Source organism: Bacteroides sp. An19 (assembly GCF_002160215.1).
In the GTDB taxonomy this organism is placed as follows: domain Bacteria; phylum Bacteroidota; class Bacteroidia; order Bacteroidales; family Bacteroidaceae; genus Phocaeicola; species Phocaeicola intestinalis.
The window spans coordinates 1-26,606 of the sequence record NZ_NFKD01000066.1 but is presented as its reverse complement, the minus strand read 5'-3'; the positions used below and the strand labels follow the sequence as shown (position 1 = coordinate 26,606).

Genomic DNA, 26,606 nt, shown 5'->3' with positions numbered 1-26,606 from the left:
GCGGGCTATCTGACGAAGAACAGGAGCGGAAAGGACCAAAAAATCGCCCAAAGCACACACGAAAACGGATACATCAAGCCAAGAAAAACTTTTTGGAGAAATTCAAAACAGCTTCTCAAAACAGCTTCTTATTCTCTTAATGGAAAAGAGGCTTATCTAGCCGTTCCATGGCAAATAAGCCCCTTTCCATATAATTATTCTTGCCCGAACCGCTTGGCTTGCTCAGCTATCAACGCCTCGTCATCGAAATAATTGATTTTCATGGCACGGCGCACCTCATCAAGTGTCTGTGCAGCGGCTTCACGTGCCACCTCACACCCTTTCTTCAGCATGTCGTAAATAGCCGGAATGTCTTTCTCGAACTCTTTGCGGCGGGCACGGATAGGCTCCAATTCCTCTTGCATGATAGCCGCCAGGAACTTTTTCACCTTCACATCGCCCAAACCGCCACGGGTATAGTGAGCCTTCAGCTCGTCCAAATTGGGATACTCGGGCAAATAACGTTCGAAGTGTTCGGGACGGCAGAAGGCATCGAGATACGTAAATACCGTATTGCCCTCCAGCTTGCCGGGGTCACTCACCTTGATGTGCGTAGGGTCGGTGTACATGCTGCGCACTTTCTTCTCCACTTCATCAGCCGGGTCGGAAAGGTAGATACAGTTGCCCAGCGACTTGCTCATCTTCGCCTTTCCGTCCGTACCGGGCAAGCGCAGGCAAGCGGCATTATCAGGAAGCAGGATTTCCGGCTCTACCAATGTCTCGCCATAAATATAGTTGAAGCGGCGCACGATTTCGCGTGCCTGTTCCAACATCGGTTCCTGGTCTTCGCCTACGGGGACGGTCGTTGCCTTGAAAGCGGTGATGTCTGCCGCCTGGCTAATCGGATATACGAAAAATCCTACAGGGATGCTGGTCTCGAAGTTACGCATCTGGATTTCGGTCTTCACCGTCGGGTTGCGTTGCAAGCGCGATACGGTGACAAGGTCCATATAATAAAAGGTAAGCTCGCACAACTCCGGTATCTGCGACTGGATAAAGATAGTCGACTTGGCAGGGTCCAATCCTACCGACAAATAATCGAGCGCTACCTCTATCACGTTCTGACGTATCTTCTCCGGATTGTCGATATTGTCGGTCAACGCCTGTCCGTCGGCCTCAAACACGAATATTTTATCATAAAGCCCCGAGTTCTGAAGCTCCACACGGCGGCGCAATGAGCCTACATAGTGTCCGATATGCAGTTTACCGGTAGGGCGGTCACCGGTCAAAATAATCTTTTCTTTTCCCATATTATAATTTCTCATTAAATTTATTGGGACAAAGATAATCAAAACCTTTGTTTTCTTCAAAAATAAATTGTTCCTTTGCAAAAAGAGTCCATCCAATTAATAATGAACAATGAATAATTAACAACGGTAGCAGACTACAACCCTCGTTATTCATTATTCACTATTAATTATTAACTCAACATAAATCTATATAATGCCATGAAAAAGGAATTAAAGAAAGTCCTGGTCCTTGGGTCGGGCGCACTCAAGATCGGACAAGCCGGAGAATTCGACTACTCGGGCTCGCAAGCACTGAAAGCCTTACGCGAAGAAGGAATACGTTCGGTGCTCATCAATCCCAACATCGCCACCATCCAGACCTCGGAAGGCATTGCCGACCAAGTATATTTCTTGCCGGTCACTCCGTATTTTGTAACCGAAATCATCAAGAAAGAACGGCCCGACGGCATCCTGCTGGCTTTCGGAGGACAAACCGCCCTGAATTGCGGTACTGAATTGTATACCAACGGAACATTAAAAGAATATGGCGTAGAAGTGCTGGGCACCTCGGTAGATGCCATCATGTACACCGAAGACCGTGATCTTTTCGTTAAGAAGCTGAATGAAATTTCGCTAAAGACCCCTATCAGCCAAGCTGTAGAAAACACTAAAGATGCCATCGAAGCCGCACGCCGCATCGGTTATCCGGTAATGATTCGTTCGGCATACGCGCTGGGAGGCTTGGGAAGCGGTATCTGCCCCACGGAAGAAGCTTTCATCGAACTGGCTGAAAGTGCTTTCACATTCTCTCCGCAAATCTTGGTAGAGGAATCGCTGAAAGGCTGGAAAGAAATCGAATTTGAGGTTATCCGCGATGCAAATGACCATTGTTTCACCGTAGCAAGCATGGAGAATTTTGACCCACTGGGCATCCACACCGGCGAATCCATCGTAGTTGCCCCCACTTGTTCGCTCAAAGAAGAACAAGTCACCATGCTACAGGAAATATCCAAGCAATGTGTACGCCATCTGGGCATCGTGGGTGAATGTAACATTCAGTTCGCTTTCCATGCCGAAACCAATGATTACCGCATCATCGAGGTGAACGCACGCCTCAGCCGTTCTTCCGCATTGGCATCGAAAGCCACCGGATATCCGCTCGCTTTCGTAGCTGCAAAAATAGCTTTGGGATACAACCTCGATGAAATTGGTGAAATGGGCACGACCAACTCGGCATACGTGGCTCCCTCGCTGGATTATCTCATCTGCAAAATTCCGCGTTGGGACTTGACCAAGTTTGTGGGCGTATCACGCCGTATTGGTTCGAGTATGAAATCGGTAGGCGAAATCATGTCCATCGGACGTTCGTTCGAAGAAATCATCCAAAAGGGATTGCGTATGGTAGGACAGGGCATGCACGGCTTCGTAGGCAACGACCATACCCGCTTTGATAATCTGGACGATGAACTGGCAAACCCCACCGACCTCCGTATCTTCGCTATCGCACAGGCATTGGAAGAAGGCTATACCATCGAACGTATTTACGACCTGACCAAGATAGACCCATGGTTCATCGAACGCCTGAAAAACATCGTTGATTACAAGCACAAGTTACAGACTTACAACACACTGGAAGAACTTCCTGCTGATGTATTGCGTGAGGCAAAACGCCTGGGATTCTCCGATTTCCAAATTGCCCGTTTCGTATTGAAGCCTGCAAACGGAACCATGGAAAAAGAAAATCTTATGGTACGCGACTATCGCAAACAACTGGGTATCCTTCCTGCAGTAAAACGTATCAACACCGTGGCTTCGGAACATCCTGAACTGACTAATTATCTCTATATGACATATGGCACCGAAGGCTATGACATCAATTATTATAAGAACGAAAAATCAGTCATTGTGCTTGGCTCAGGTGCCTATCGCATCGGTTCGTCGGTAGAGTTCGACTGGTGCTCGGTGAATGCCATCCAGACTGCACGCAAACTGGGATACAAATCAATCATGATTAACTATAATCCAGAAACCGTATCGACCGATTATGATATGTGCGACCGCCTGTACTTCGACGAATTATCATTCGAGCGTGTGCTGGATGTCATCGATCTGGAACAGCCCCGCGGTGTCATCGTGTCGGTAGGCGGACAAATCCCGAACAACCTTGCCATGAAGCTTTACCGCCAGTCGGTACCCATCCTCGGTACTTCACCCATCTCCATCGACCGTGCCGAAAACCGCAACAAGTTCTCAGCGATGCTCGACCAACTAGGTATCGACCAGCCCGCCTGGCAGGAACTGACCAGCCTGGAAGACGTAGAGAAATTCGTGGAAAAAGTAGGCTATCCTGTTCTGGTGCGCCCATCGTACGTATTAAGCGGTGCTGCAATGAACGTATGCTACGATGAAGAAGAATTGAAGCGTTACCTCCAAATGGCAAGTGAGGTTTCAAAGCAATACCCTGTAGTGGTATCCCAATTCATGCAGGAAACCAAGGAAATCGAATTCGATGCCGTGGCACAAAACGGCGAAATTGTAGAATATGCCATCTCTGAGCACATCGAATATGCCGGTGTACACTCGGGTGATGCCACTTTGGTCTTCCCCGCACAGCAGATATACTTCTCGACAGCTCGCCAAATCAAGAAAATCAGCCGGCGCATCGCACAAGAGCTGAATATCTCCGGTCCGTTCAATATCCAGTATCTGGCACGCAAAAACGAAGTAAAGGTTATCGAATGTAACTTGCGTGCTTCACGCAGCTTCCCCTTCGTATCGAAAGTATTGAAACGCAACTTCATCGAAACAGCCACACGCATCATGCTCGATGCTCCCTACACCCGTCCCGACAAGTCGGCATTCGACATCGACTGGATAGGCGTAAAAGCTTCCCAGTTCTCGTTTGCGCGTCTGCAGAATGCCGACCCGGTATTAGGAGTAGACATGTCATCTACCGGAGAAGTAGGCTGCCTGGGTGATGATTTCGACGAAGCCCTGCTGAATGCAATGATAGCCACCGGATACAAGATACCGAAAAAATCCATCCTGCTTTCTTCGGGTGCCACAAAATCAAAAGTCGACCTGTTGGATGCCAGCCACGAACTGAGCAAGAACGGCTACCACATCTATGCCACAGCTGGTACAGCCACGTTCCTCAATTCACACGGCATTCCTACCACTCCGGTATTCTGGCCCGATGAACGTCCACATGCCGAAAACAACGTAATGAAGATGATTGCCGGTCATAAGTTTGACCTGATTGTAAACATTCCGAAAAATCACACCAAACGTGAACTGACCAACGGATACCGTATCCGCCGGGGTGCCATCGACCATAACATCCCGCTTATTACCAATGCCCGCCTGGCAAAAGCCTTTATCGAAGCTTTCTGTCAGATGAAGCAGGAAGACATCAAGATAAAGAGTTGGCAAGAATATAAATAAAGGAATAAAGTAGTTGGGGCGTCAACGCCTCAACTACTTTATTCTTTTAACCTCTAAAAAACAAAATTTGTATGCTACTATTCATTTCGTGTGCCAAAACCATGACCGAACGTCACCCCCGGGTCACCTTACCTTTTACCACCTTACCCTACTTCGAAAACGAAGCCCTGGCAAACGCTATGGAAATGAATCAATTCAGTGCCGATGATTTAGGCAAACTGCTCCATATCAATACCAAGCTGGCTGCCGAGAACTACCTGCGCTATCAGAACTTCTTTTCACCCGACACACCTTCACTCCCCGCCTTGCTGGCATATACAGGTATGGTATTCAAGCACATTAATGGCTCATCATTTACGCTCGATGATTTCACTTATGCACAAGAGCATCTGCTTATCACTTCCTTTTTGTACGGTTTGTTGCGTCCGCTCGACCTGATTCATTCCTACCGTCTCGAAGGCAACGTATGCCTGCCTAAACACGATTGCACAATGTTTGATTACTGGAAACCCATACTGACCAGCTGGTTTATCGAAGCCATCCGTAAGCAGGGAGGCATACTTGTCAATCTTGCCAGTGCAGAAATGAAAGACCTGTTTCATTGGGAACGCATCACCGAAGCCGTGCACGTCATTACCCCTGATTTTTTGGTACAAAAAGAGGGAAAACTCAAAAGCATTACCGTCTACGCCAAAATGTGTCGCGGAGAAATGACCCGATTTCTCTTAAAAAATCGGATAGAAGCCCCCGAACAAATCAAGACATTCAAATGGGAAGGCTTTACCTACCGCCCTGAAGCCAGTACTCCCAACCATCCGGTCTTTGTACTAGAATAATTGTCGAGGACACGGTCTGTACTGATATCAGAAAGAGAATATAATCTGGTAAAAGTCCGCAACCGGCCTATAAAGACCGGTCGATTACGGACAGATTATTCAGTTATATTGAGCGATTGAGTTTCCATTTCGTAGGATACGGTATAGATTGTTCCGGAAACGACTTCGTTCCTCGTTCCCCCTTCCGGTTCCGACTCTTCCCCATCTGCATTGGTCGCTTTCAATGAATAGCTGAATGTTACCTTGTCGCTATTATAAGGGAAATAAGCAGTTTCCCCTTCTTTCAATTCCACCGACCTGTCGCTTGTCACCGTAAATGCATAATTTTTGAAATAGGTATTGAATTCTTCTGGAAGTTGTAATGTAACACCAAAATTAATCATCGGTACTTCTATCTCTTCTATCAGCGTTGTTCCATTGGCCTCTACCGTAATAGGCTCTCCGGTATATTCAAATATAGCCACCCCGTTTCCGTCATAAGGATCAGGCAAAGTAGCAGCTGCATTATACACATGAAGCCGGTAGGTTCCTTCAGGCAGTTCGATGCGGTCGGGCACCATCCCCGGACCGTATTGACGGAATATGGCATCTTCTTGCAAGATATCGACGTAAAGGTCTGCATCTACCGCACGCGATGATACCGTTTGTTGGTTTACTTGCACGTCAATGCTTTCCAAAACCAAGTATCCCGTAGCTGTATTGCTTGATATATCTTCCTGCTGGCAGCTTGCCAAGAGGAAGGTTCCTAATAATAAGTATAGTATTGTTTGTTTCATTGATTATTTCTTTTAATGAATATCCACAAACAGCCAGTGTAGGGGCGTATCGCATACGCCCGAATGCACCAACTTATCCATGTGGAACTTTCAGGGCGTATACAATACGCCCCTACAATCAATTTGGCAAAATGCGGACATTCAGATTTCTTTTTATTTGTCGTAAACTAAAGAGATGTCATCGATATAGAGAATATTTCCTATATGTCGACTACCACGTAACACAGAGGCCTTGTCAACCTCTGAATTCGAATTCTCTCCTGAAGAAAATAAAATGTACATATGCGTTGGTTCTAAATGTTTATATTCATCTTTATAATTTATAAATATATTTTTTTCAACATAATTATCCTGCTGGCTTCCATTAAATATCTCCTCTGCTAAAATAACATTTTCATTCTTATTTTCAATCACTATTTTTGCAGTAAATTCATGAGATCCCTCCGGATTATATTTATACCAAAATATCAAATTAGTCGGTCGGGATTCATATTGAATGCCATACTCTTTTTCATTATTATTAATTTTACCCAAAAACAATTCTCCTGGTGTATTTTGTTTTATGGTAGAAAAAGGAGATGCTGCAGTTGTACCATCACCCCATCCTATTGTTTTTATTTCAGCAGCATAACTACCACTATGCTTATCAGAGCTTTGTTCTGTTCCCGAATTAGAACAATAAGCTTTAGGGTCGTTATTACTTGTTGTATAATAATTTAATGAGCACCAACCATCAGTCGTTTCATCTTTATTAGTACGAACATACCATCTTTTCCAAAAAGGTCCTTTACTAGGCCAACTTGCTTCAGGTCCATCATCATAATTCCAATCCTCCATATCTCCATTCTCCAGTTCAATTATAGGATAAGTCGCTACATTCGTCTCTTTGTAATGCTTGCCATATTTCAATCTTACCTGATAATTTGTACCCGGTGTTAATCCTGTAATTAAACTATCTCTTGAAGACATCCAATCAGTCTCACTTGTTCTATATTCAAACGTCATCCCTTTCCGAATCACATCCGCATTGCCATGTATAATTTGCGTATTTGCTGTAAACTGTTTCGTCCAAGTATTGCCCGGATAAACAATCAACTCAAAATCAGGTGCACTGGTTTGAATCGTGTAGACCTGTTCACCTTCCAATACACGATTATTAGCCTTTACTTCATCCAGTGTTATGACATTCGACAAGACTTCTCCACTTGTACTTCCTGTCAATTTAGCAGCCAATCCTGTAAAATCTAACGATGCTTCCTTGGAACCAATCACAGGCAATACAACACCGGCATTTGTTAAAGCCGTTCTGTCCTCTTCCGATAACTCAGACAACGTATAAGTTTTATTTAATGACTGGTATGTTTCATCCGCCAGATTTAACGTAAATTTCAACTCTTGCAAGGCTGAAGAAAGATTAAAATTAAATTTAGCAGTCGGTGTTTCTGTTTCATACATAAATAATGTATTGTCTGTAAATCCTTCCGCCGTCACTTTCGGCTTCGGCAACCATTCCAATGGAATCGTTTCGTTAATGGTAACAGAATCCACTTCCACCTTGCTTATCTCTACACGCAAACCTGGAGCAGCGTCACTTAGCTTCAGCGTAATCCGGCAATGCTTTCCGGCAGCAAAGGTAGACGGACTGGAAAGATCGGAATTCTCCAAAGGCACTTCTTTCTCGCCTCCTCCGTTCCGCAAAGTTCCCACAAAAGTAAAGACAGGCATCGAACCTGCACGGTAATAAGCACTTTTCCCATTATCGGTCAATGTGGTGGAAGAGCCATTGACGCTGACCCTCACTCCATACGACGAAGCAAACTGGCTCTCGAATGTATTCGTTCCGCTATTATCAAACACAACCGAAGCCAAGGCATTGGCAACTTTACAGTTTACTTGCACAGTCTTTGATTCTCCATCCGCCAAATCCGCTTCAGCAGTACCTTTATAATAAGGGGCATCCAGAGCCAAAACCGGATTATCGCCGTACGTTGCCTCTATCTCATACATACCGGCAGATGCCGGAATCAACTGATTTGTGTACGAATCGTTGTACAGTTCGCTTCCTGTTACCTGATTCGTTATCTTCAAGTTGAATTGCGAAGCCACAGGCTCGCCCAACTCCTCAGGCGTACTGCGCGACTCCACCTTTACATCTTCCGCCAACGATACAAGAAACCCCGTCTTGCCTGTTTGCGACAGGTTTTCTTCCTCACTGCATGCTACAAAAAGCACGCCCAGCAATGTTGCCACTAAAAACTTTACCTTATTCATATACCAATTCCATTTCGTCTAACCAAAGTGTACTGCCTACTCCTCCTATAAAATAATCACCATATTTACTTGCCGAAGCTACGATAACAATGTAACGGGGCGTGCGGTTATTCGCACGATATTCCAGCGGAATGGTAATCTGCTGGTACGATGAAGTTGTTTGCGCCGAGATAAATTCTCCATATGCGATGATGTTCGCATCATTCTTATCAAACATCTGCCGCTTCGATGGAGCAGTACGTATTTCATAAGGCTCCGATTTATCGGACAAAGCAATATAAACATGACACGAATCCGGACGTCCACGCAGGTTTTCCAACTCTCCTACACTATTCCCTATTTTATTAATTGTAGTTGACGTATACTTATAATAAAAACGCAATGCCGTAGGGAATGTGGTAAAAGGTTGCCCGAAATGTAAAATACCATTCGTACCATCCAGCGCAAAATCACCCGTAAAGATATTGCCAGCCCCTAACTTGATAACAGCATCTTTTGATTCCAACAAAGCTGCCTGCCCGGATACTGCATCCGAAGTAGGAGTTGTCAGATTACTAAGGAATTGAGCAGCACCCGGATTCCCACTTCCCCAAAAACTACTGCCTAAGACATTGGGAATATATACTTTCCCATCCATATACCAATTTTCGAACCCTCCGTTTTCCAACGGAGTAGCAGGGGCAGTGGTAAACGATTGTTCTGCTCCTGCTACTCCGTCTACGCTTACCCGATATTGATAAGTAGTGCCGGCACTTAGCCCGCTAAATTCTGCCGCATACGATGTCCCTCTTACCGTTACAGCCGATGAAGACAATTCCGTCCACGTGCTTTCACTTTGCGTTTTATATTCTACCACTGGTGTCTTCCCATTTTGAATACTGCCGTTCAGCGAAGCGGTAGTGACACGGGCAAACACATCACCCGTTGCCGCTCCGCTACTTTCCTGATGATAGACATATACCCGCCAGCGATAGGACACTTCTTCCCAACCGTATGTAGCATAAAAATCCACGGGGGAAGAAAAGTCGAAAGTATCAAACTCCGTAGGATCGGGAGCAACCGTTCCATGTGCACCTGCCAAATTAAACGAAGTCACCTTAATGGCATTCAACGGCTGTTCGGAATCTACATAAATAATGACCGTCCGTGTATTGGTGTCAATAATCGGATTGCCAATCTGATTTTGCAGCATAATCTGACGGTCGATAATCTGCTCCACCGTCACCGTCCAATCGTAATCCTGATATGTACGCAAAGTGAAATGCACAGGTTGAGTAAAATCCATGCGTGTATCCATCGACAAGGGCAGGTCATCAAGTGAAGCAAAGCCTGAACGTGGAAAACGAGCATAATCCTGGCAAGCAGCAGAGTCGGGAATCAGCTCTGCCTCATTAGAAACCGTCAGACGGGTAATACGCAACTCGCTAAGATCTACCGAATCGTCTACATACAGCGTCACCGTACGGTTCTGTTCGCTGATAGTTGCCTGCACGTTTCCGCCATCCTCTCCGGCACGCTGTCCTTCCACTTCCAAAGCCGTGATGTTGCCATACACAATGGGATAAGGGATATCATTATCTATCTTGCAAGAGGAAAGGAAAAGCACACCTAACGCCATACATCGTAACAGAACGGCGAAAGTCCATTGACCAATTGATTTTCTCATACAATACAAAAATTCTTCATTCATCATTCTTCATTCATCATTTTTAGAGATAGAACGTCATGCCGATGTTGATGGAAAACAGGTTTATCTTAAAGTTTCCCGAACTGGTCCGGCGCTTTCCGGTTTCCACTTGATTCGTATTCTGGTCTTGCCACTTGAAGTCAAATCCCATGATGTCCATCGACACTTCAACCGCTGCCCAGTCGGTCACAAAAGCAGTCATGCCCGGCGCAATGCCTATCTGCAAGTGGTTGGCGGTCTGGTAAGTTCCATCGTATTCTGTCCCCGAACCCGTAGAGTTCTTTCCCTCACTATATCCGTAAGTAAGACGCACTTCATTGAACAGACCGAAAATCTTACTTTTCCCTATCGGCATATAAGTACGCAAAAAACCTGATACCTCATATTTGTGTTGCAGGTAGTACAGGTCGCTCAGACTGATGTTCAAGTCATCTCCCAAATTAAGGTCAAAATTGGGCATATCCAGATAAGCACGGTCGTAAGTGAAGCGGAAACCTGCCGCCATGTTGTTGGCAAAAAAATAGCCGAAGTAGGGACTGACTTTGAAACTGTATCCCTCCCCTTGCACGTCTTTCAAGACCAAAAAGTTCAAGTTGTCTTCCTCATGCTCGGAATACGAAATGCTTCCTCCTGCCATCCATTGCCCTTTGGGGATGAATACCGATTCCTGCACACCCCGGTCGATGCGCTTGAACTTCCGTCTTTCTTTCTGTGCTCCTGCCGTAAGCGTCACGCCTACCAAAAGCACAATGGCTAAAAGTAATCTTTTTGTCATGTAAAAGGTTATTTCGATGTATAAATGCTTAGACGCTACAAATGTCATTCTGAACGAAGTGAAGAATCTCGCGTACATCCACACCAAGTGGCAGAGATCCTTCGCTACGCTCAGGATGACATTACTTAATACTTATTATTTACTTGTTTTTCCAAATAGCGGGTGTACCTTCGTAGACAAGGCTGAAATCGTCTACATAGAGGGTACTGCCTTCACCACCTGTCATATAGTCACCGTATTTACTTGCCGAGCAAACAATGATGATGTGGGTCGGTATCGCACCAAATTGACTTTCCTTGTATTGCAAAGGAATGGTAAATTCGGTATAACCATTTGCAGCTCCATTCGTCTTTACATAATCGCCCTCAATCGTACCATATGCAATAATATTGTCATCACCTTCAAAATCTATAAATGTATCAGGATTACTATTATCTATTTCATAAGCCTTTTTAGCCATAGCTATATAAATAGAACACTCGTCAGGATTACCTTCGGAAACAGTTGCATCAGCAGGCAAATTATCGCCTACATTATCCACATTTGCCGGTGTGTATTGATAATATCCATGCAATGCGATTGGGCGAGAAGTAAAAGGTTGTCCAAAATTAAGCGTTGCACTCATGGATGACATTTGAACACTACCAAAAGTTCCAGTGTACAAACTTGCCGCAGCAAAAGCAATGACTACTTTTTTCGACTCCAACTTCGCAGCATGCGTTCCTGATACAATGGGAGAGGTTACACTGCTTGTCGGATCATTCGTACTCATTGTATTAGCACCTGTATTACTGGTATCCCAAAAATTGACATCAGCAGAAGCATTAGGATAAGCCGTATTTACTTTGCCAAACAATCCTTGAGTTTGGATTGTACACCAATCTTCAAATCCTCCATTCTGCAATGCAGTCTGTGCATCTGCTTCACCCGTAGTAAACGACTGAGTAGAGATTACATCTCCATTGCCATTTACCAAGCGGTATTCGTATGCCGTTTCAGCAGTCAATCCTGTCAGCATCGCAGTATACTTGTTTTCTTCTGTTGTCGTTACCACGTCTATCCACGAAGTCTCATCTGTTTCAGCCAACACGGCAGTTTCCGAAGCTTTCCGGTATTGAAACTTCATGCCCTCGGTGCTTACGCCTGTTCCGGGAACTACATTCGTAGCTTGCAAGTATGCCAAACGATCCCATGCACCTGCTGTCATAGTCGCTCCGCTGGTAGGTTTGGTCGATACATTGAAGGTATACGAATATTCGTGCGTAGTAGGATCCACAGTAACCGAAATGCCGCTTTCGCCTGTACCCGACTCCTTAATATTTAAGATGAAATGATCGCGGGCTTTCACTGGATTACCCTCCGCATCGGTCAACTCCTTACGCATCGAGTTCGAAACACCTTCATTGTTCACCACTGTAATATTCGCGAACAACCTTGATACCGGAAAATATGCCGAACGGGATTCCGTAGACTCAAAAGCCAAGCTGTAAGTAGCCGATGTGCCGTTCGATACAGCATCGTTGTCAACAGTTGCCGCAACAGAACGTACTTTTGCAAGCAATGCCTTATCAAAGTTCACGGTCACTTTCACATTTGCCAGCGTACACGTAATGGTTTCATTAACCTCCTTATCCGCTGCAATCGTCACTTCCTTGCTGCCTGTATAATAAGGAATATTAAAACCGGCAGCCTGTCCGTCCCATCCATTGGAAGAAGCCTTAATGGTGTACGTACCTACAGGCAGTTCAATGGATTTATTTTGCCACAATTTCCAGTCTTCAGTCTCTTCTACTGTCTCGCCCTCTGCGTTTACAATCTGCACAGCGATTTGTTCGGGTTTATAACCTTCGGGCACATCTGCACGCGAGTTGGTACTCATGTCTTCGTTTACCGTCAAGCGAAGATACCCCGTAGCCCCTCCTGCCAAGTTTTCTTCTTGCTGACAAGCAAAGAAGAAGAGGGTGCTTGCTATTAATAAAATAGTATATATGCGTTTCATTGTTCTAATCCTCCTCTCTTTACTCTGTGACTTTTACACTTAAACTTTCAGAAGCTGTACCATTCGCATCGGTCACCGTAATGTTAAATACATGTCCATCCTCAGCGGTAGTCGCTCCCATTTGTTGCAAAATTTCGAAGAAACCTCCTACAGGAAATGTATAACTCGTATCCCCTGCTTGAGGCATTTCCAAGCCTTGAACAATGGCACCAATAACGGGACCTAAAGTTGTATTTCCAACAAGTTCCAGTCCATCTGCAAACCCCATCTCTGAAGTAATACCCGCGAAACCAACATTACCACCGATAATCTGAACTTTTACACTCTGTAATCCACCTTTGGCTGTAGATGTAATGGCAGCATCCGCATTCTTAGAAGCATCCGCAGGTAATGTATATGTATTTTGCGGGAATGTCACAGTAGGCAATTCCGGTTCTGGAGTTGGAGTCGGCGGTTCCGGCTCTTTATTGTCATCATCACCATCATTACCCGGCTTAACCGTTACCGGCACATCTTCTGAATCTTCATCAAACGAAACACTTGCATTAATCGTAATTCCGCTACCTTGGATACCTGTCGGATCATCTGAAGTATTTTCTTCCATTTGGATAGTCAACGCATCGCTGCCTGCCCAATTGCTGCCATCAGGTTTAGACAAGACACGAGAATCGGGAACCGGCTGTCCTCCGCCCGTCGGCGTAGCAGTAATATCGACCTTGATTTCTGTAACATTCTCTGCTACTAGCCAATAAACTGCAGCCGGATTCTTGTCTGTTTCGTCAAATTCCAAGGTATTGTTACCAGCGCTTATCGTAATGTACCACGATTCAAACTTCGCCAAGAAATTTGCTGTATAAGTAAGCTGAATCTTCATGTTCTTCATGGTACATTTTACCTCGGCAGAAGATTCCACCCCTGCAGTTATCTTAATAGGTGTCGTACCCTCATAATAAGGAGCAGCCATCTGTGGCTTCAATTCAGCATTGGAATGTGCCGTTACGGTATATTCGCCTATGGGCAGTTCCACCTTGCCCCCGTTTTCCGCCTTCAAGGCTGCATAGCTTTCGTATTCCTTGGAGTAAGAAGGGTCAGTCACACCAATAATGGTTACCGGGAAATCATCGGCACTGACTGCTACACCTACATTTTCACCATCATTGTTTGCATTATCCGCACGCGAAACCACACTGTTTTGCGAAGCGTTGACCGCTACACCCAAGTTCAGGTATCCCACTTCGGAAGTCCCCGCACCGCTGCCTTTCAGTTCATCTTTCATCTCGCACGATACGAGACCGGCACAAAGCAGCAGACATGCCGTTATTGTATTGAATAATTTCATACGTTGTTCTGTTTTAAAGTTTGTTTATCTATTAAAGCCAATCCGAAGGGATTTCGATATCGATAGGAATATCATTGACCGAATTGTCTATCTCAATAGTAATACCCACATTTCCAGTCGCTTCTTCCACTACTGGAGCAATGTTCAGCTTCCATGCCTTGGCAGCACTGATATCGTGTGTCCTTACAATATCACTGGCAGTTTTTCCTTCTTTATCTACCAGCTTAATGGTAGCGGTAAGTTTTTCTGAACTTGTGACCGCCATATAGACGGGGTCGGCATTATCCTTATTCCATGTATAATTACCTTCACCCAAAGCATCAGTTCCGGTAAACACCACATAATAATCATTGAAATAATCTGCCATCTTGGCATCGAAGTTCACCGTTACCCGTGCACACTGTGGGGTGCAGTTCACCGTGGCAGTCGCCGTTTGGTCACTGTTCACATTAAAGCCAGCACTTCCTTCCACATACATTCCTTTCGTGGTAGCACCAACCCCCTTGTAGTCTTCACCAGTAAAAGCGAGCACCGTATAACTTCCGTTATCCAATTCTATCAAATCTTGTGGGATAGTCGTACCTGTCCATTCACAACCGTCTACTACATTCCCGTCTTTCAGAATCTGTACGGTATAGTTAGCCAAATTGGTGTAATCTGATTCGGTAATAGCCCGCGACTGGAACTCTGTCCCTACATTCAGCGAAAGCTTCACCAAGCCTTTGCCTTCTGTTGCGCCCTGCACCACCTCCTCATCTGAAGAGCAGGATGCAACAGATGCACCCATCACTAACAGCGCACAAAACATTACTACATACTTTTTCATCTTTCTCATGTTAAAATTGTTGTTGTTCTAGTTTTAAGTATTTAAGTTTGAGTTTTCCCAATTGTTCTTTTTTTAGCATTTTGGCCTTTTCTTCAATAATTACGATGCTCTACTACTTTACTTAATTTTAAGCTTGTTAGCCTTTCATCCATTTTTGTTTTTTAAGTTTCCGGTAACTCCACCAACGTACATATATTGTATTTTCTTCACCATAACCGGAATATAAACCATAGAGCATCATTCATATTGTCCTTTTCTTAGGATCCGGTAAACACATTCATTCCCGAGTCCAAACATACGGAATCCCCGTTTACTCTTTGTATTGTTATTTTTTCGTCTGCAAAATTGCAATCTTTCACAAAAACTCACAATATCTATTTTTATTATTTTTGTTCTATTTTTATTATCCGGTATTTTTTTGTCTATTGATCAACTGAACGCAAAGACACAAAACGCTTCACCACCTTGCCTGTACGGAATCGCCGCAATTGACCGAGACTCTATGTCCTTCGTGATAAACAATCGTCCGGTACAGACATTACGTGTGTCTCAATTGTTAATTTGAAAAAATCTTTTATACCTGATAATGACGGATTTCAAGATTAAAAAGTAACTTTGCCTCCAAACACCAATCAATAGCATGGAAACAAACGAAAAAGAATTGCCTAAGATAGACCTGCCCGAAGACTGGGTGATAGGTACTGACATCAACAAAGACCTGCTGAGCCTGTATGCACATTATCCCGTAAGGCTGAAATGTGAAATGTTTGTAATGTGCCTTGCTGGAGAAGTGGAAGCCATGGTCAACCTGAACGAAATACAAGTGCGGCCCAACGACGTCATTACACTGATGCCAGGCACCATCTTCCAGATAAACGAAGTACGAGGTGACCTGAAAATCTATTTTCTAGGATTTTCTTCGGGATTTATCGAACGGAGCGGACAGTCGCGTTCCATGCTGGACGCAATCTTCCTTACGTTAGGGCGGCCAGTTATCCCACTAAAATCCGAAGGAGCACTCATGATGGAAAAATACCTGCAGATGTTGATAGGTATGTACGAACAATTCAACGAAAAAATACGCCAGGAAATAGCCCCCAACCTATATGCTGACGTTCATACGGGTATCTCCATCATCTACAAAAGCCGGCATTATGACAAGATTTCCTTGTCGAAAAGCGAACTGATATGCCGCAGCTTCATGCAACTGGTCACCCAACACTACAACCAGACGCGCAACGTAAGCTGGTATGCACAAAAACTGGGTATTACGCATGCACATCTGTGCGCCGTAGTAAAACAGATAACGGGCAAGACATGCATTGATGTCATTTCATCGATGGTTATTATGGATGCCAAGTCACAACTGAAATCGACCAACCTCACCATACAGGCAATCTCCGACTCGCTGAACTTTGCCAACATCTCGTTCTTCGGCAAATATTTTAAACGCTATGTGGGTATCAGTCCGCTGGAATACAGGAAACTTTAAGAAATTATCCTCAATGGCAAAGCCTCTACCACACTTGGGAACATCACATAAAATGATTTCAGGTATGCCTATGGACAATAATTGCCCAATACGCATGTCCGCAATCAGCCAGTCCAGCTAGGGTTGAAAACGCAGTAGCACTGCATTCGCTGATGAAGATATACTTCAACTGCTGATGAAGTATATATTCAACCGCCGATGAAGTATATATTCAACCGCACATGCAGTATATATTCATTTTTCAGGAGTATGTATTGGCTGTTGGCAAACATGCATTTTGACAAAAAACAAATCATCCTGAAACCAACAATTTACTTTCCGATTTCAGGATGATTCACTATTTTGACATTATCAGATGTATACAGATTTATTCTGTTACAGCTTCATTTTCTATCGTTACATCATCAATATACAATGTACTTCCTACAGCCGCATTATAAGCCGCACCGTCTGCACTTGCCGAGAAGATAACGGCAAACTTGTATGTCTTGCTGGCATCATAGTCCTTTACATATTCCAAATTCAGTTCGAACGGAGTATATTCAGCTACAGTTTCTCCAGAACTGAAAGAAGCCATTGCCACAATCTTGTCTGATGTATAGATAGTACTTCCATTCAACGTTTCATCTTCACTTTCCACTTCATACAAAACAGCACTGATGGCGCAAGCATCTTTCTGGTCTGCCTGCAATTCCCCTGCAGCATTATAAAACTCTGCACCCGGAGTGTACTTATAATAACCTGATACCTTCACAGGCTTTTTATCATAAAGAATACCAAATTCAGTCGTTGCCATCGGGTCAGTCATAGCAGCAAAAGCATTAAACGTACCCAAGAACATAGAACCGGCAGTCACCTTCGGTATGGTTTGTCCAAAAATATTTCCACCTTGCGTATCAACCGATTCCAGCATAGCAGCTGTACTTCCCGAATAAGCATCTGTAGTCTGGCGTACCGGATATTCACCCGTATAAGTAATGCCTCCCAAACTACCTAAGTTCTTTATCAAGGCTACGGCATCGTTACAAGTAGCCCAGCCTTCGGGATTTACCACTTCGGGATACATAGCACCTTCGGGAGTAGCCCATGTTTCGAAATCGTACTGGATAAGGCTACCCATGCTGCAAGAAACAGTATAAGTCTTAGAAGTACCATCTTCAGCTACTACAGTAAATGTAGCCGAGCCACTTGCAAAACTTACAGCCGAACCGCTTGCCGGAGTTACCGTAGCACCGGCTGAAACTTCAATAGTCGGAACCAAAGCACTTACATCACCACCTTCTTCTGCCTTGAAAGTAATAGTAGCATTTGCCTCATCTATTACCGGTTGAGAAAGTACTGCTGCATTAGCAGCTACTGATGTATCGAATGTGAAAGATGTAATTTGTGCCGCACTGCTTTCGTTACCAGTCAGACGGGTTCCATCGTAAGTAACAGTCACTGCCTGCTTTTGCCCTCCCAGCGTTGCATCAATATCCAAATCTATATGCAGACCGCCATTATTGAAATAACCGGTTGCATTTACATCAGCTGTAAGAATTGTGCTTTCAACTGTAGTCACTCCCGTAAAATCATATCTTTCACCATTAGGAGTCAGCGCACAATTATTCAAATCAATATCCCCTACTTCTATTCCTAAAAACGAAAAATCTGCAATAGAAAGATTTATAGCATTATCACCAGATTCTGCAACACTTATCCGTTGGGCTACAGAAGCCAATTTCTGACCATCTACAGTTACGTCCAAGGTACCTTTATAATTCCCGGCAATTTCTTCACTCACCGGAATCACTACCGGAGTATCTTCGTCATCATCACTACACGAAGTGAAGAAAGGCATCGTGCAAAGCACGGCAAACACATAAAAAAACAAATTCTTTTTCATTTCTTTCTAATTAAAGTTTAGTTAATCAACAAATATCTTATACGAGTTGTTGTAAATCAAGCGCAAAAATGGGACAAATTCCCAATATATACAAGGTCTATTTATATAATCTTTGTCCCATTTTTAAAAGGATATCATAAATAAGCCAAAAATCAGCCTATCAATCGGCACAAATTTCAGATTCGGATAAAAACCTGTTTAGAAACCGTTTTGAATTTCTCTCATAACATAATGTTATAAGTAAGAAGCTGTTTTGAATTTATCGTGCGATGATTTGGGATGAGTTTTTGAGGCATTTTCGCTTCTGTGATGAGGAAGATAGCGGGCTATCTGACGAAGAACAGGAGCGAAAAAGACCAAAAAATCGCCCAAAGCACACACGAAAACGGATACATCAAGACAAGAAAAACTTTTTGGAGAAATTCAAAACAGCTTCTAAAACAGGTTCTAAAAAAGTTAGGCTGCATTCCCCCTTACCGAAAACGCAGCCTATATATAATAAGGTATATACCTGATTAAGCTTTTACACGGCCAACGTATGAACCATCGCGTGTATCCACTTCAATCATTTCATCTTGGTTGATAAACAAAGGTACACGTACGGTAGCACCTGTTTCTACCGTAGCAGGCTTGGTGGCATTGGTAGCTGTATCACCTTTCAAACCCGGTTCGGTATAAGTCACTTTCAGCTGTACCTTCACCGGCAATTCAGCGTAGAGAATAGTCTCTGTAGAAGCATCTGATACGACATCTACCACCATTTCTTCTTTCAAGAAATCAACGCCTTCAATCAGGTCGCGAGCGATGGGCACTTGTTCGTAAGTCTCCTGATTCATAAAGATATAATCTTCACCTTCTTTATAAAGGTACTGATAAGGACGACGCTCTACACGTACATCTTCCAGCTTTTCGCCGATGTTGAAGCGGCGTTCCAACACATATCCGTCTACCACATCTTTCAGCTTCGTACGCATAAAGGTATTTCCTTTACCCGGTTTTACATGCAAAAAGTCGATGCAAAAATACAACTTGCCATCCATACGGATTGCGGTTCCAATCTTAATGTCTTGAGCATTAATCATAACTGAATTCTTTATTTATGTTATTATTGATTTGTATTCATCACTATCAATTCGGGTGCAAAATTAATCTAAATCACGAAAAAACACAAAAAGATTTGTCTAAAAATGATTTAGCCATTTGGTTTATTTAAAAAAAGTCACTACTTTTGCAGCCCGAACGCATGGAATAATAACATAATTAGATACGAAAAATGAAAAGAACTTATCAACCCTCGAACAGAAAGAGAAAAAACAAACACGGTTTCCGTGAAAGAATGGCAACTGCTAATGGCCGCCGCGTATTGGCTGCACGCCGCGCTAAAGGTCGTAAGAAACTGACTGTCTCTGACGAATATAACGGCGTTAAAGCATAAGTCCGAGACAAAAGAAAAAGCTAAGAGCCGCAAGATGCTGAGACAGTGTTTTGTGGCTTTTCTTTTTTATTGTATCTTTGCAGGCATAACCAAAGACTGATTTTCATAAGACTAAGATTATGATAAAGCTGAAAGATTTTTTCTCGTTCAAGCAAAACCGCTTCTTCTGGCTGAACATCATCGGAATGGTGGTAGTGATTCTGGCAGCCATTGGCGGAACATTGTTCTGGCTGGATGCCTATACACATCATGGGCAATCGTATCTTGTCCCCAACGTCAAGCACAAGTCATTGGAGCAAGCACAACTCTTGCTTCAGAACCAAAACATGCAGGGCGTAGTGGTAGACTCTACATACGTGAAAGAACTCTCTCCGGGCATCATACTCGAACAAAAGCCTGAAGGAGGCATGCGCGTAAAAGAAGGACGCACCATATATCTTACTATAAACACACGAGAGGTTCCCCGTGTGCGAATCCCCGACATTATCGACAACAGTTCCGTACGTCAGGCAGCTGCAAAGCTGAAAGCCATGAAATTCAAACTGACCGAACCGGAACTGATACCTGGAGAACAAGACTGGGTATATGGCATCAAATATCGGGGCAAGAGCCTGAAGTCGGGTGACAAAGTGCCATTCGAGGCTGTCCTGACGTTGTGCATCGGAAACACTCACCTGCGTGACTCCCTTGCTACCGATACTTTAGGACTCAACCTGGGACAGGAAAGCGAAGCACAAGTAGATGACTCTTGGTTCTAAAAAAGACAATACAGACAGACGAATGGAAGAAAACGACATCACTGAGCTGGACGACTCATTGGACGATATCGAACCGGTAAACTCCTCGTCCGGATTATACGAACATTTCAGGGTTACCGTAGACAAAGGGCAAACACCGGTACGCATCGACAAATACTTGTTTGAACGTATCGTCAACGCCTCGCGCAACCGTATCCAAACGGCTGCTGATAACGGATATGTCATGGCAAACGGGAAACCCGTAAAAAGCAGCTACAAAGTAAAGCCACTTGATGTGTTGACCGTCATGATGGACCGTCCCCGGTATGAAAACGACATTATCCCCGAAGACATCCCTCTGGATATTGTGTACGAAGACGACGACTTGATGGTGGTAAACAAACCGGCAGGACTGGTGGTACACCCGGGTTGCGGAAACTATCACGGCACGTTGGTAAACGCCATCGCCTGGCACCTGCGTAATGTGCCTACGTATGACCCGAACGACCCACAAGTAGGGCTGGTGCACCGTATAGACAAAGACACGTCCGGCCTGTTGGTCATAGCCAAGACTCCGGATGCCAAAACCCATCTGGGCATGCAATTCTACAACAAAACCACAAAACGTGAATACAATGCACTGGTATGGGGCATCATCGATGAAGACGAAGGAACCATCGAGGGCAATATCGGGCGTAACCCGAAAGACCGTATGCAGATGGCGGTGATGAGTGACCCTACGCAAGGGAAACATGCCGTAACGCATTATCAAGTACTGGAACGTCTGGGATATGTCACCCTCGTGAAATGCGTACTCGAAACCGGACGCACGCACCAGATACGTGTACACATGAAACACATCGGACACGTACTGTTCAATGACGAGCGTTACGGAGGGCACGAAATATTGAAAGGAACTCATTTTAGTAAATACAAACAATTTGTGAACAATTGCTTCGCCATTTGTCCCCGGCAAGCGCTGCACGCCAAGACACTGGGATTCGTTCACCCCCGCACAGGCAAGGAACTGTTTTTCACTTCCGAATTGCCCGAAGACATGACACATTTGCTGGAAAAATGGAGAGCATACATCAGTAATCGAGAAGAATCATGAAACGTATCATTGCTATCGTAGCAGGAGGAGACTCATCGGAACACGATGTTTCCATGAAAAGTGCAGAAGGAATTTATTCCTTCATCGATAAAGAAACTTATAAAGTATATACCATAGAGTTGGGACACAAAGGCTGGAATGCCATCCTGGAAGACGGCTCGAAGAGCACGGTCGACAAAAACGACTTCAGCTTTATGGAGAACGGGCAAAAGATAAAGCCCGACTTTGCCTACATCACCATCCACGGCACACCGGGCGAGAACGGCATCCTGCAGGGCTATTTCGAACTGCTCGGCATCCCTTACTCCACGTGTGACGTATTGGTATCCGCACTGACTTTCAACAAGTTCATGACAAACCAATATCTGAAAAGCTTCGGGATACGTATCGCAGAATCCATGCTGGTACACAAACGGAACGGCATCAGCGATGAAGAAGTAATCGAGAAAATCGGACTGCCTTGTTTTATCAAGCCCAATGCCAGCGGTTCGAGCTTCGGCGTAACCAAGGTGAAAACCAAAGAACAAATCCAACCTGCCCTGCAAGCGGCTTTCGCCGAATCGGATGACGCCATGATAGAAGCCTATATGGACGGCATTGAACTGGCGAACGGATGCTACAAGACACGGGACAAGTCGGTGGTGTTGCCTATCACGGAAGTGGTCAGCAAGAACGAGTTTTTCGATTTCAATGCCAAATACAACGGACAGGTGACCGAAATCACCCCCGCACGTCTCAGCCCCGAACTGACCGGACGCGTACAAAAGCTCACCTCTGCCATTTACGATATTCTGGGATGCAAAGGATTGGTACGTGTAGACTATATCATCACCGAAGGCGAAAAAATCAACTTGCTTGAAATCAACACCACTCCGGGAATGACCGCAACAAGCTTCATTCCACAGCAAGCACGTGCCGCAGGCATCAATATGGAAGAAATTATGACCGACATCATAGAAGACAACTTCTCGGAATGAAGAATGAAGAATTAAGAATGAAGAATTGCTTTGCCTGCATGGAATTCTTCATTCTTAATTCTTCATTCTTCATTTAAAATGCTTACCTTTGAAGACAAAATTTAAAACCAAACGCCATGAACATTCCAGCCGAATTCGATGAAATACGTCCGTATACCCCAGAAGAGCTTCCACAGATATTCGATGAACTACTTGCCGACCCCGCTTTTCAGGCTGTCATCAGCCTGATTATGCCAGGCATGCCTCTTGATACGCTGAGCCATAAGCTGCACCAGTGCAAAAACAACCTGGAAGTACAAAAAACCATATTCTATCCGTTGCTGCACCAAATCATCAAAGAACACAGCGACGGCTTCACACTGAATGCTTCTTCACTGACCGACAAGGAAAAGAACTACACCTTCATATCCAATCACCGTGATATCGTGCTTGACCCTGGATTTCTTTCCCTCGGACTGCTAGACAACCATTTCCCTACTACAGTAGAAATAGCTATCGGTGACAACCTGCTTATCTACCCATGGATCAAGAAACTGGTACGAGTGAACAAATCATTCATCGTGCAGCGTGCCCTCAGTATGCGCCAGATGTTACTTTCATCTGCACGCATGTCACGCTATATTCATTTTGCCATTACACAGAAAAAAGAAAATGTATGGATAGCCCAACGGGAAGGACGCGCTAAGGATTCGAACGACCGGACACAAGAAAGTGTACTGAAAATGCTGGCACTGGGAAGCACAGGAGACACCATCGACTACCTGAAGGAGCTGAACATTGTTCCCACTTCCTTGTCGTATGAATACGACCCGTGCGATTTCCTGAAAGCCAAGGAAATGCAGCAAAAGCGAGATATCGAAAACTTCAAAAAAAGCCAGCAAGACGACCTGACCAATATGCAGACCGGTATCTTCGGATACAAAGGAAAAGTGTATTTCCAGACCGCACCGTGCATCAACGATGAACTGGAGACCTTACGAGGATGCCCCAAAAACGAACTTTTCTTAAAGATTGCCCAACTTATCGACCAGCATATCCACCTCAACTATCGCTTATATCCGGGAAACTATATCGCTTGCGACCTTTTGGAAGATACACAAAAATTTACCGGACAATACAATGCTGCCGACGTGACAAAATTTGAAACATACCTGCAAGAAAGGCTCGAACTGATTGACTTACCCAATAAAGACCTGCCGTTCTTACGCCGCTGCATTCTTACGATGTATGCCAACCCTGTCATCAACCACCTGAAAGCATTACACACATGACCAAACGTATCTTCGCATACATTTCCTTCCTATGCCTGTTACTGGCTGCATGCAAGGAAGAAACCTATGTATACCCCAGCGTCATAACAGAATTCATCGATCTCCAGACCGATGCAACCGGAACCATTACCCACCTGATAGCTGATGATGGCGAACATTATGCCGTACAACCTCGAGAAGGTCTGGACGGTCTTCGTGCCGATACCCTATACCGCACGGTATCTGTATATCAAATTCTGAATGAGCAAACGGACGGAAATGAACCAGAAGCCATACTCTATTCCAGCAGAACGGTAATTTCTCCTTACCCCGTCAAGGCAGGTGTATGGAAAGACAGCATTTATACCGATCCCGTGGACATACAGAGCATCTGGCGTTCGGGCGATTACCTGAACCTGATTTTAGAAGTACGGCGAAAAGACCAGACACATGCTTTCCATTTCATAGAAGACAGCATATCAGCCGATGCTTCGGACATACGTACACTGAACCTGCAACTCTTCCATAACAGCAACAACGACTATGAAGCTTTTACGGAACAGGCTTATCTTTCCGTACCGCTCCGCCGCTATCGGGACACCTTGCATACAGGAGACAAAATACGCTTCAGGCTCAATACATATAAAGAGGGAGAAACTTACAGAGATTTTACTTATTGAAAATGGAGAAAATAACGCCCTCCCTCACAAATAACAACAAAAAAAACACCAAGCCTTATGATTAAACCACTTTATTTCTTTTTTTTCGTAATTGTTTGCCTGCTTGGACTGATGGCATGCAGTGCCAGACCGCAAGACAAATTCAAGAATCTCACAGCCGATGAGTTCGACCGCTTGATTCAAGATGAAAACGTGCAACGGGTAGATGTGCGTACGGTAGCAGAATATAGTGAAGGGCACATTCCGGGCAGCTTGAACATCAATGCACTGGAAGACCATTTTGCCGCTGCTTCCGAAGAAATGCTCGACAAAGACCGTCCTGTGGCCGTATACTGCAAAAGCGGACGCAGAAGCCGGAACGCCGCCCGCATCCTTACCAACTTAGGATATAAAGTCTACAACCTCGACAAAGGATTTGACAATTGGAAAGAATACGGCAAGGAAGTGGAAAAATAGTAAATAATGCCAATCAGGAGTTAAAAGGGAGTTATAGGTAGTTATCGCCCGCCGGTGCGGGCTGGGAGTTAGATGCCAATACCTTTTTGCGCCGCTTCTGTAGAGACGATGTGCACATCGTCTCTACTACGTAGCATATACAAAATGCACAAAATAAATACCGCGTGAAGTATAACTCCTGAACGAAGTGATAACTCCCGTGAAACATAACTACGTTTAACTCCTGATTCGCATTATTCATTAGCAACTATTAACTTACAACGCTTGCAACATACGCTTCAGCACGACCGTTGCCGAAATTTCACGGTTCGCAGCTTCAGGGATTACCAACGAAGTAGGAGCTTCTATCACATCATCGGTCACAATCATGTTGCGGCGTACCGGAAGACAGTGCATGAAGAAGGCATCGTTCGTAACCTTCATGTGGTCGGTATCTACCGTCCAACTCATGTCCTTGCTTAACACTTTACCATAATCGGCTGGATTGGTCACACCCGGACATGCCCAGTTCTTTGCATAAATGAAATCCGCTCCTTCGAAAGCCTTCATCTGGTCGTATTCTACTTTGGCGCCACGTACAAACTTCGGGTCGAGTTCGTAACCGTGAGGATGCGTAATCACAAAATCCACATCGGCTTCGTTCATGAAATCGGCAAACGAATTGGGCACAGCCTGAGGCAAGGCACGCGGATGAGGTGCCCATGTCAATACCACCTTCGGACGCTCTGTACGCTTATATTCTTCAATGGTTATCAAGTCTGCAAAAGCCTGAAGCGGATGTCCCGTAGCTGCTTCCATGGAGAATACCGGCTTGCCCGAATATTGGATAAACTGATTCAGAATCTTTTCGGTATAATCATCCTCGCGGCTCTCGAAACGGGCAAACGAGCGTACGCCGATAATATCACAATAGGATGCCATCACCGGAATAGCTTCCAACAGGTGCTCGCTCTTATCTCCATCCATCACCACGCCACGCTCGGTCTCCAGCTTCCACGCTCCCTGGTTCACATCGAGCACAATTACGTCCATGCCCAGATTGCGTGCGGCTTTCTGGGTACTAAGCCGTGTGCGCAAGCTATTATTAAAGAATATCAGCAAGCAAGTGCGGTGTTTGCCCAATGCCTCATATTTATACCGGTCTTTCTTGATTTCAAAAGCTTCGGAAAGGGCGGTCTTCAGGTCGCCCAAGTCAAATACATTCGTGTAAGTTCTCATACAGTTATAACTATTAATTGTCTATTAGAGTTTATGTAAATTAGTTATGATAGTTCCAAGGGTTGATTTTAATTCTGAGATTATGCAGTGCCATACATGTGGAAAAGATGTTTTCTACAAAGTTGTTCGCCCTGAGCCTGC

General features: G+C 44.6%; 22 protein-coding genes. 11 read left to right on the top strand and 11 right to left on the bottom strand.

From position 1 onward, the window contains the following. Window positions 1–194 precede the first annotated feature (194 nt). The gene (gene trpS, locus B5F25_RS17645) at window positions 195–1,289 is read right to left on the bottom strand and encodes a tryptophan--tRNA ligase (RefSeq protein ID WP_087251150.1); all 1,095 of its coding nucleotides are present in this window, start codon (window positions 1,287–1,289) and stop codon (window positions 195–197) included. Between the two features lie 198 nt (window positions 1,290–1,487). On the opposite strand from trpS, the gene carB reads away from it, so the two are divergent. Both carB and B5F25_RS17635 read left to right on the top strand, forming a co-directional pair. Continuing rightward, entirely contained in the window at window positions 1,488–4,712 is a 3,225-nt protein-coding gene (gene carB / locus B5F25_RS17640) for a carbamoyl-phosphate synthase (glutamine-hydrolyzing) large subunit (protein ID WP_022038793.1), read from the top strand. A 71-nt stretch (window positions 4,713–4,783) separates the two neighbouring features. Further along, entirely contained in the window at window positions 4,784–5,548 is a 765-nt protein-coding gene (locus tag B5F25_RS17635) for a YaaA family protein (protein ID WP_087251143.1), read from the top strand. 95 nt (window positions 5,549–5,643) lie between these two features. Here the strand turns inward: B5F25_RS17635 and B5F25_RS17630 are convergent, their stop codons facing one another. From B5F25_RS17630 to B5F25_RS17600, 7 genes are all read right to left on the bottom strand, one after another. Then, window positions 5,644–6,324, bottom strand: a complete 681-nt coding sequence (locus B5F25_RS17630; protein WP_087251141.1) for a DUF4493 domain-containing protein — start codon at window positions 6,322–6,324, stop codon at window positions 5,644–5,646. 153 nt (window positions 6,325–6,477) lie between these two features. Beyond that, entirely contained in the window at window positions 6,478–8,595 is a 2,118-nt protein-coding gene (locus B5F25_RS17625; RefSeq protein WP_087251139.1) for a DUF4493 domain-containing protein, read from the bottom strand. Beyond that, entirely contained in the window at window positions 8,588–10,261 is a 1,674-nt protein-coding gene (locus B5F25_RS17620; protein ID WP_239414016.1) for a PCMD domain-containing protein, read from the bottom strand. The genes B5F25_RS17625 and B5F25_RS17620 overlap by 8 nt, the downstream gene beginning before the upstream one ends. 43 nt (window positions 10,262–10,304) lie before the next feature. After that, entirely contained in the window at window positions 10,305–11,057 is a 753-nt protein-coding gene (locus B5F25_RS17615) for a hypothetical protein (RefSeq protein ID WP_022038798.1), read from the bottom strand. A 139-nt stretch (window positions 11,058–11,196) separates the two neighbouring features. Continuing rightward, window positions 11,197–13,056: a DUF4493 domain-containing protein gene (locus B5F25_RS17610; RefSeq protein ID WP_087251136.1), complete on the bottom strand. Its 1,860-nt coding sequence runs from the start codon at window positions 13,054–13,056 to the stop codon at window positions 11,197–11,199. Between the two features lie 19 nt (window positions 13,057–13,075). Continuing rightward, complete coding sequence (locus tag B5F25_RS17605; RefSeq protein ID WP_087251134.1) at window positions 13,076–14,395, bottom strand: DUF4493 domain-containing protein; 1,320 nt, start codon at window positions 14,393–14,395, stop codon at window positions 13,076–13,078. A gap of 31 nt (window positions 14,396–14,426) precedes the next feature. After that, a complete protein-coding gene (locus tag B5F25_RS17600; protein WP_087251133.1) occupies window positions 14,427–15,230 on the bottom strand; it encodes a DUF4493 domain-containing protein in 804 nt (267 codons plus the stop codon). Between the two features lie 631 nt (window positions 15,231–15,861). On the opposite strand from B5F25_RS17600, the gene B5F25_RS17595 reads away from it, so the two are divergent. Next, entirely contained in the window at window positions 15,862–16,713 is an 852-nt protein-coding gene (locus tag B5F25_RS17595) for a helix-turn-helix transcriptional regulator (protein ID WP_087251131.1), read from the top strand. Window positions 16,714–17,080: 367 nt separating this feature from the next. Here B5F25_RS17595 and B5F25_RS17590 read toward each other — a convergent pair whose 3' ends face one another. Beyond that, window positions 17,081–18,598 carry a PCMD domain-containing protein gene (locus tag B5F25_RS17590; protein ID WP_239414017.1) on the bottom strand — a complete coding sequence of 506 codons (1,518 nt, stop codon included), beginning with the start codon at window positions 18,596–18,598 and terminating at the stop codon, window positions 17,081–17,083. Window positions 18,599–18,867: 269 nt separating this feature from the next. Here B5F25_RS17590 and B5F25_RS17585 point away from each other — a divergent pair, with 269 nt between their 5' ends. Then, window positions 18,868–19,113, top strand: a complete 246-nt coding sequence (locus B5F25_RS17585; RefSeq protein ID WP_158100026.1) for a hypothetical protein — start codon at window positions 18,868–18,870, stop codon at window positions 19,111–19,113. Here the strand turns inward: B5F25_RS17585 and efp are convergent, their stop codons facing one another. Continuing rightward, entirely contained in the window at window positions 19,114–19,680 is a 567-nt protein-coding gene (efp, locus tag B5F25_RS17580; RefSeq protein ID WP_022038805.1) for an elongation factor P, read from the bottom strand. A 191-nt stretch (window positions 19,681–19,871) separates the two neighbouring features. On the opposite strand from efp, the gene rpmH reads away from it, so the two are divergent. From rpmH to B5F25_RS17545, 7 genes are all read left to right on the top strand, one after another. Further along, on the top strand, window positions 19,872–20,033 hold the full coding sequence (gene rpmH / locus B5F25_RS17575; protein ID WP_022038806.1) for a 50S ribosomal protein L34: 162 nt from the start codon (window positions 19,872–19,874) through the stop codon (window positions 20,031–20,033). A gap of 119 nt (window positions 20,034–20,152) precedes the next feature. After that, window positions 20,153–20,791 (top strand): PASTA domain-containing protein, encoded by a 639-nt coding sequence (locus B5F25_RS17570; protein ID WP_087251126.1) that lies wholly within the window; start codon window positions 20,153–20,155, stop codon window positions 20,789–20,791. A gap of 22 nt (window positions 20,792–20,813) precedes the next feature. After that, window positions 20,814–21,884, top strand: a complete 1,071-nt coding sequence (locus tag B5F25_RS17565; protein WP_087251124.1) for an RluA family pseudouridine synthase — start codon at window positions 20,814–20,816, stop codon at window positions 21,882–21,884. Beyond that, window positions 21,881–22,861, top strand: a complete 981-nt coding sequence (locus B5F25_RS17560; RefSeq protein ID WP_022038809.1) for a D-alanine--D-alanine ligase — start codon at window positions 21,881–21,883, stop codon at window positions 22,859–22,861. Before B5F25_RS17565 ends, B5F25_RS17560 begins: the two co-directional genes overlap by 4 nt. 116 nt (window positions 22,862–22,977) lie before the next feature. Continuing rightward, the gene (locus B5F25_RS17555) at window positions 22,978–24,132 is read left to right on the top strand and encodes a 1-acyl-sn-glycerol-3-phosphate acyltransferase (protein ID WP_022038810.1); all 1,155 of its coding nucleotides are present in this window, start codon (window positions 22,978–22,980) and stop codon (window positions 24,130–24,132) included. Continuing rightward, on the top strand, window positions 24,129–24,791 hold the full coding sequence (locus B5F25_RS17550; protein WP_087251122.1) for a NigD-like C-terminal domain-containing protein: 663 nt from the start codon (window positions 24,129–24,131) through the stop codon (window positions 24,789–24,791). The genes B5F25_RS17555 and B5F25_RS17550 overlap by 4 nt, the downstream gene beginning before the upstream one ends. Window positions 24,792–24,848: 57 nt before the next feature. Then, a complete protein-coding gene (locus tag B5F25_RS17545; RefSeq protein WP_087251120.1) occupies window positions 24,849–25,247 on the top strand; it encodes a rhodanese-like domain-containing protein in 399 nt (132 codons plus the stop codon). Between the two features lie 255 nt (window positions 25,248–25,502). On the opposite strand, the gene B5F25_RS17540 is transcribed toward B5F25_RS17545, so the two are convergent. Next, window positions 25,503–26,465 (bottom strand): acetylornithine carbamoyltransferase, encoded by a 963-nt coding sequence (locus tag B5F25_RS17540; RefSeq protein ID WP_087251118.1) that lies wholly within the window; start codon window positions 26,463–26,465, stop codon window positions 25,503–25,505. Between the last annotated feature and the right edge of the window lie 141 nt (window positions 26,466–26,606).

Excerpts from the sequence above, each read along its gene's own strand:
- trpS (WP_087251150.1), bottom strand. The coding sequence starts at position 1,289 with ATGGGAAAAGAAAAGATTATTTTGACCGGTGACCGCCCTACCGGTAAA.
- carB (WP_022038793.1), top strand. The coding sequence starts at position 1,488 with ATGAAAAAGGAATTAAAGAAAGTCCTGGTCCTTGGGTCGGGCGCACTC.
- B5F25_RS17635 (WP_087251143.1), top strand. The coding sequence starts at position 4,784 with ATGCTACTATTCATTTCGTGTGCCAAAACCATGACCGAACGTCACCCC.
- B5F25_RS17630 (WP_087251141.1), bottom strand. The coding sequence starts at position 6,324 with ATGAAACAAACAATACTATACTTATTATTAGGAACCTTCCTCTTGGCA.
- B5F25_RS17625 (WP_087251139.1), bottom strand. The coding sequence starts at position 8,595 with ATGAATAAGGTAAAGTTTTTAGTGGCAACATTGCTGGGCGTGCTTTTT.
- B5F25_RS17620 (WP_239414016.1), bottom strand. The coding sequence starts at position 10,261 with ATGAGAAAATCAATTGGTCAATGGACTTTCGCCGTTCTGTTACGATGT.
- B5F25_RS17615 (WP_022038798.1), bottom strand. The coding sequence starts at position 11,057 with ATGACAAAAAGATTACTTTTAGCCATTGTGCTTTTGGTAGGCGTGACG.
- B5F25_RS17610 (WP_087251136.1), bottom strand. The coding sequence starts at position 13,056 with ATGAAACGCATATATACTATTTTATTAATAGCAAGCACCCTCTTCTTC.
- B5F25_RS17605 (WP_087251134.1), bottom strand. The coding sequence starts at position 14,395 with ATGAAATTATTCAATACAATAACGGCATGTCTGCTGCTTTGTGCCGGT.
- B5F25_RS17600 (WP_087251133.1), bottom strand. The coding sequence starts at position 15,230 with ATGAGAAAGATGAAAAAGTATGTAGTAATGTTTTGTGCGCTGTTAGTG.
- B5F25_RS17595 (WP_087251131.1), top strand. The coding sequence starts at position 15,862 with ATGGAAACAAACGAAAAAGAATTGCCTAAGATAGACCTGCCCGAAGAC.
- B5F25_RS17590 (WP_239414017.1), bottom strand. The coding sequence starts at position 18,598 with ATGAAAAAGAATTTGTTTTTTTATGTGTTTGCCGTGCTTTGCACGATG.
- B5F25_RS17585 (WP_158100026.1), top strand. The coding sequence starts at position 18,868 with ATGATTTGGGATGAGTTTTTGAGGCATTTTCGCTTCTGTGATGAGGAA.
- efp (WP_022038805.1), bottom strand. The coding sequence starts at position 19,680 with ATGATTAATGCTCAAGACATTAAGATTGGAACCGCAATCCGTATGGAT.
- rpmH (WP_022038806.1), top strand. The coding sequence starts at position 19,872 with ATGAAAAGAACTTATCAACCCTCGAACAGAAAGAGAAAAAACAAACAC.
- B5F25_RS17570 (WP_087251126.1), top strand. The coding sequence starts at position 20,153 with ATGATAAAGCTGAAAGATTTTTTCTCGTTCAAGCAAAACCGCTTCTTC.
- B5F25_RS17565 (WP_087251124.1), top strand. The coding sequence starts at position 20,814 with ATGGAAGAAAACGACATCACTGAGCTGGACGACTCATTGGACGATATC.
- B5F25_RS17560 (WP_022038809.1), top strand. The coding sequence starts at position 21,881 with ATGAAACGTATCATTGCTATCGTAGCAGGAGGAGACTCATCGGAACAC.
- B5F25_RS17555 (WP_022038810.1), top strand. The coding sequence starts at position 22,978 with ATGAACATTCCAGCCGAATTCGATGAAATACGTCCGTATACCCCAGAA.
- B5F25_RS17550 (WP_087251122.1), top strand. The coding sequence starts at position 24,129 with ATGACCAAACGTATCTTCGCATACATTTCCTTCCTATGCCTGTTACTG.
- B5F25_RS17545 (WP_087251120.1), top strand. The coding sequence starts at position 24,849 with ATGATTAAACCACTTTATTTCTTTTTTTTCGTAATTGTTTGCCTGCTT.
- B5F25_RS17540 (WP_087251118.1), bottom strand. The coding sequence starts at position 26,465 with ATGAGAACTTACACGAATGTATTTGACTTGGGCGACCTGAAGACCGCC.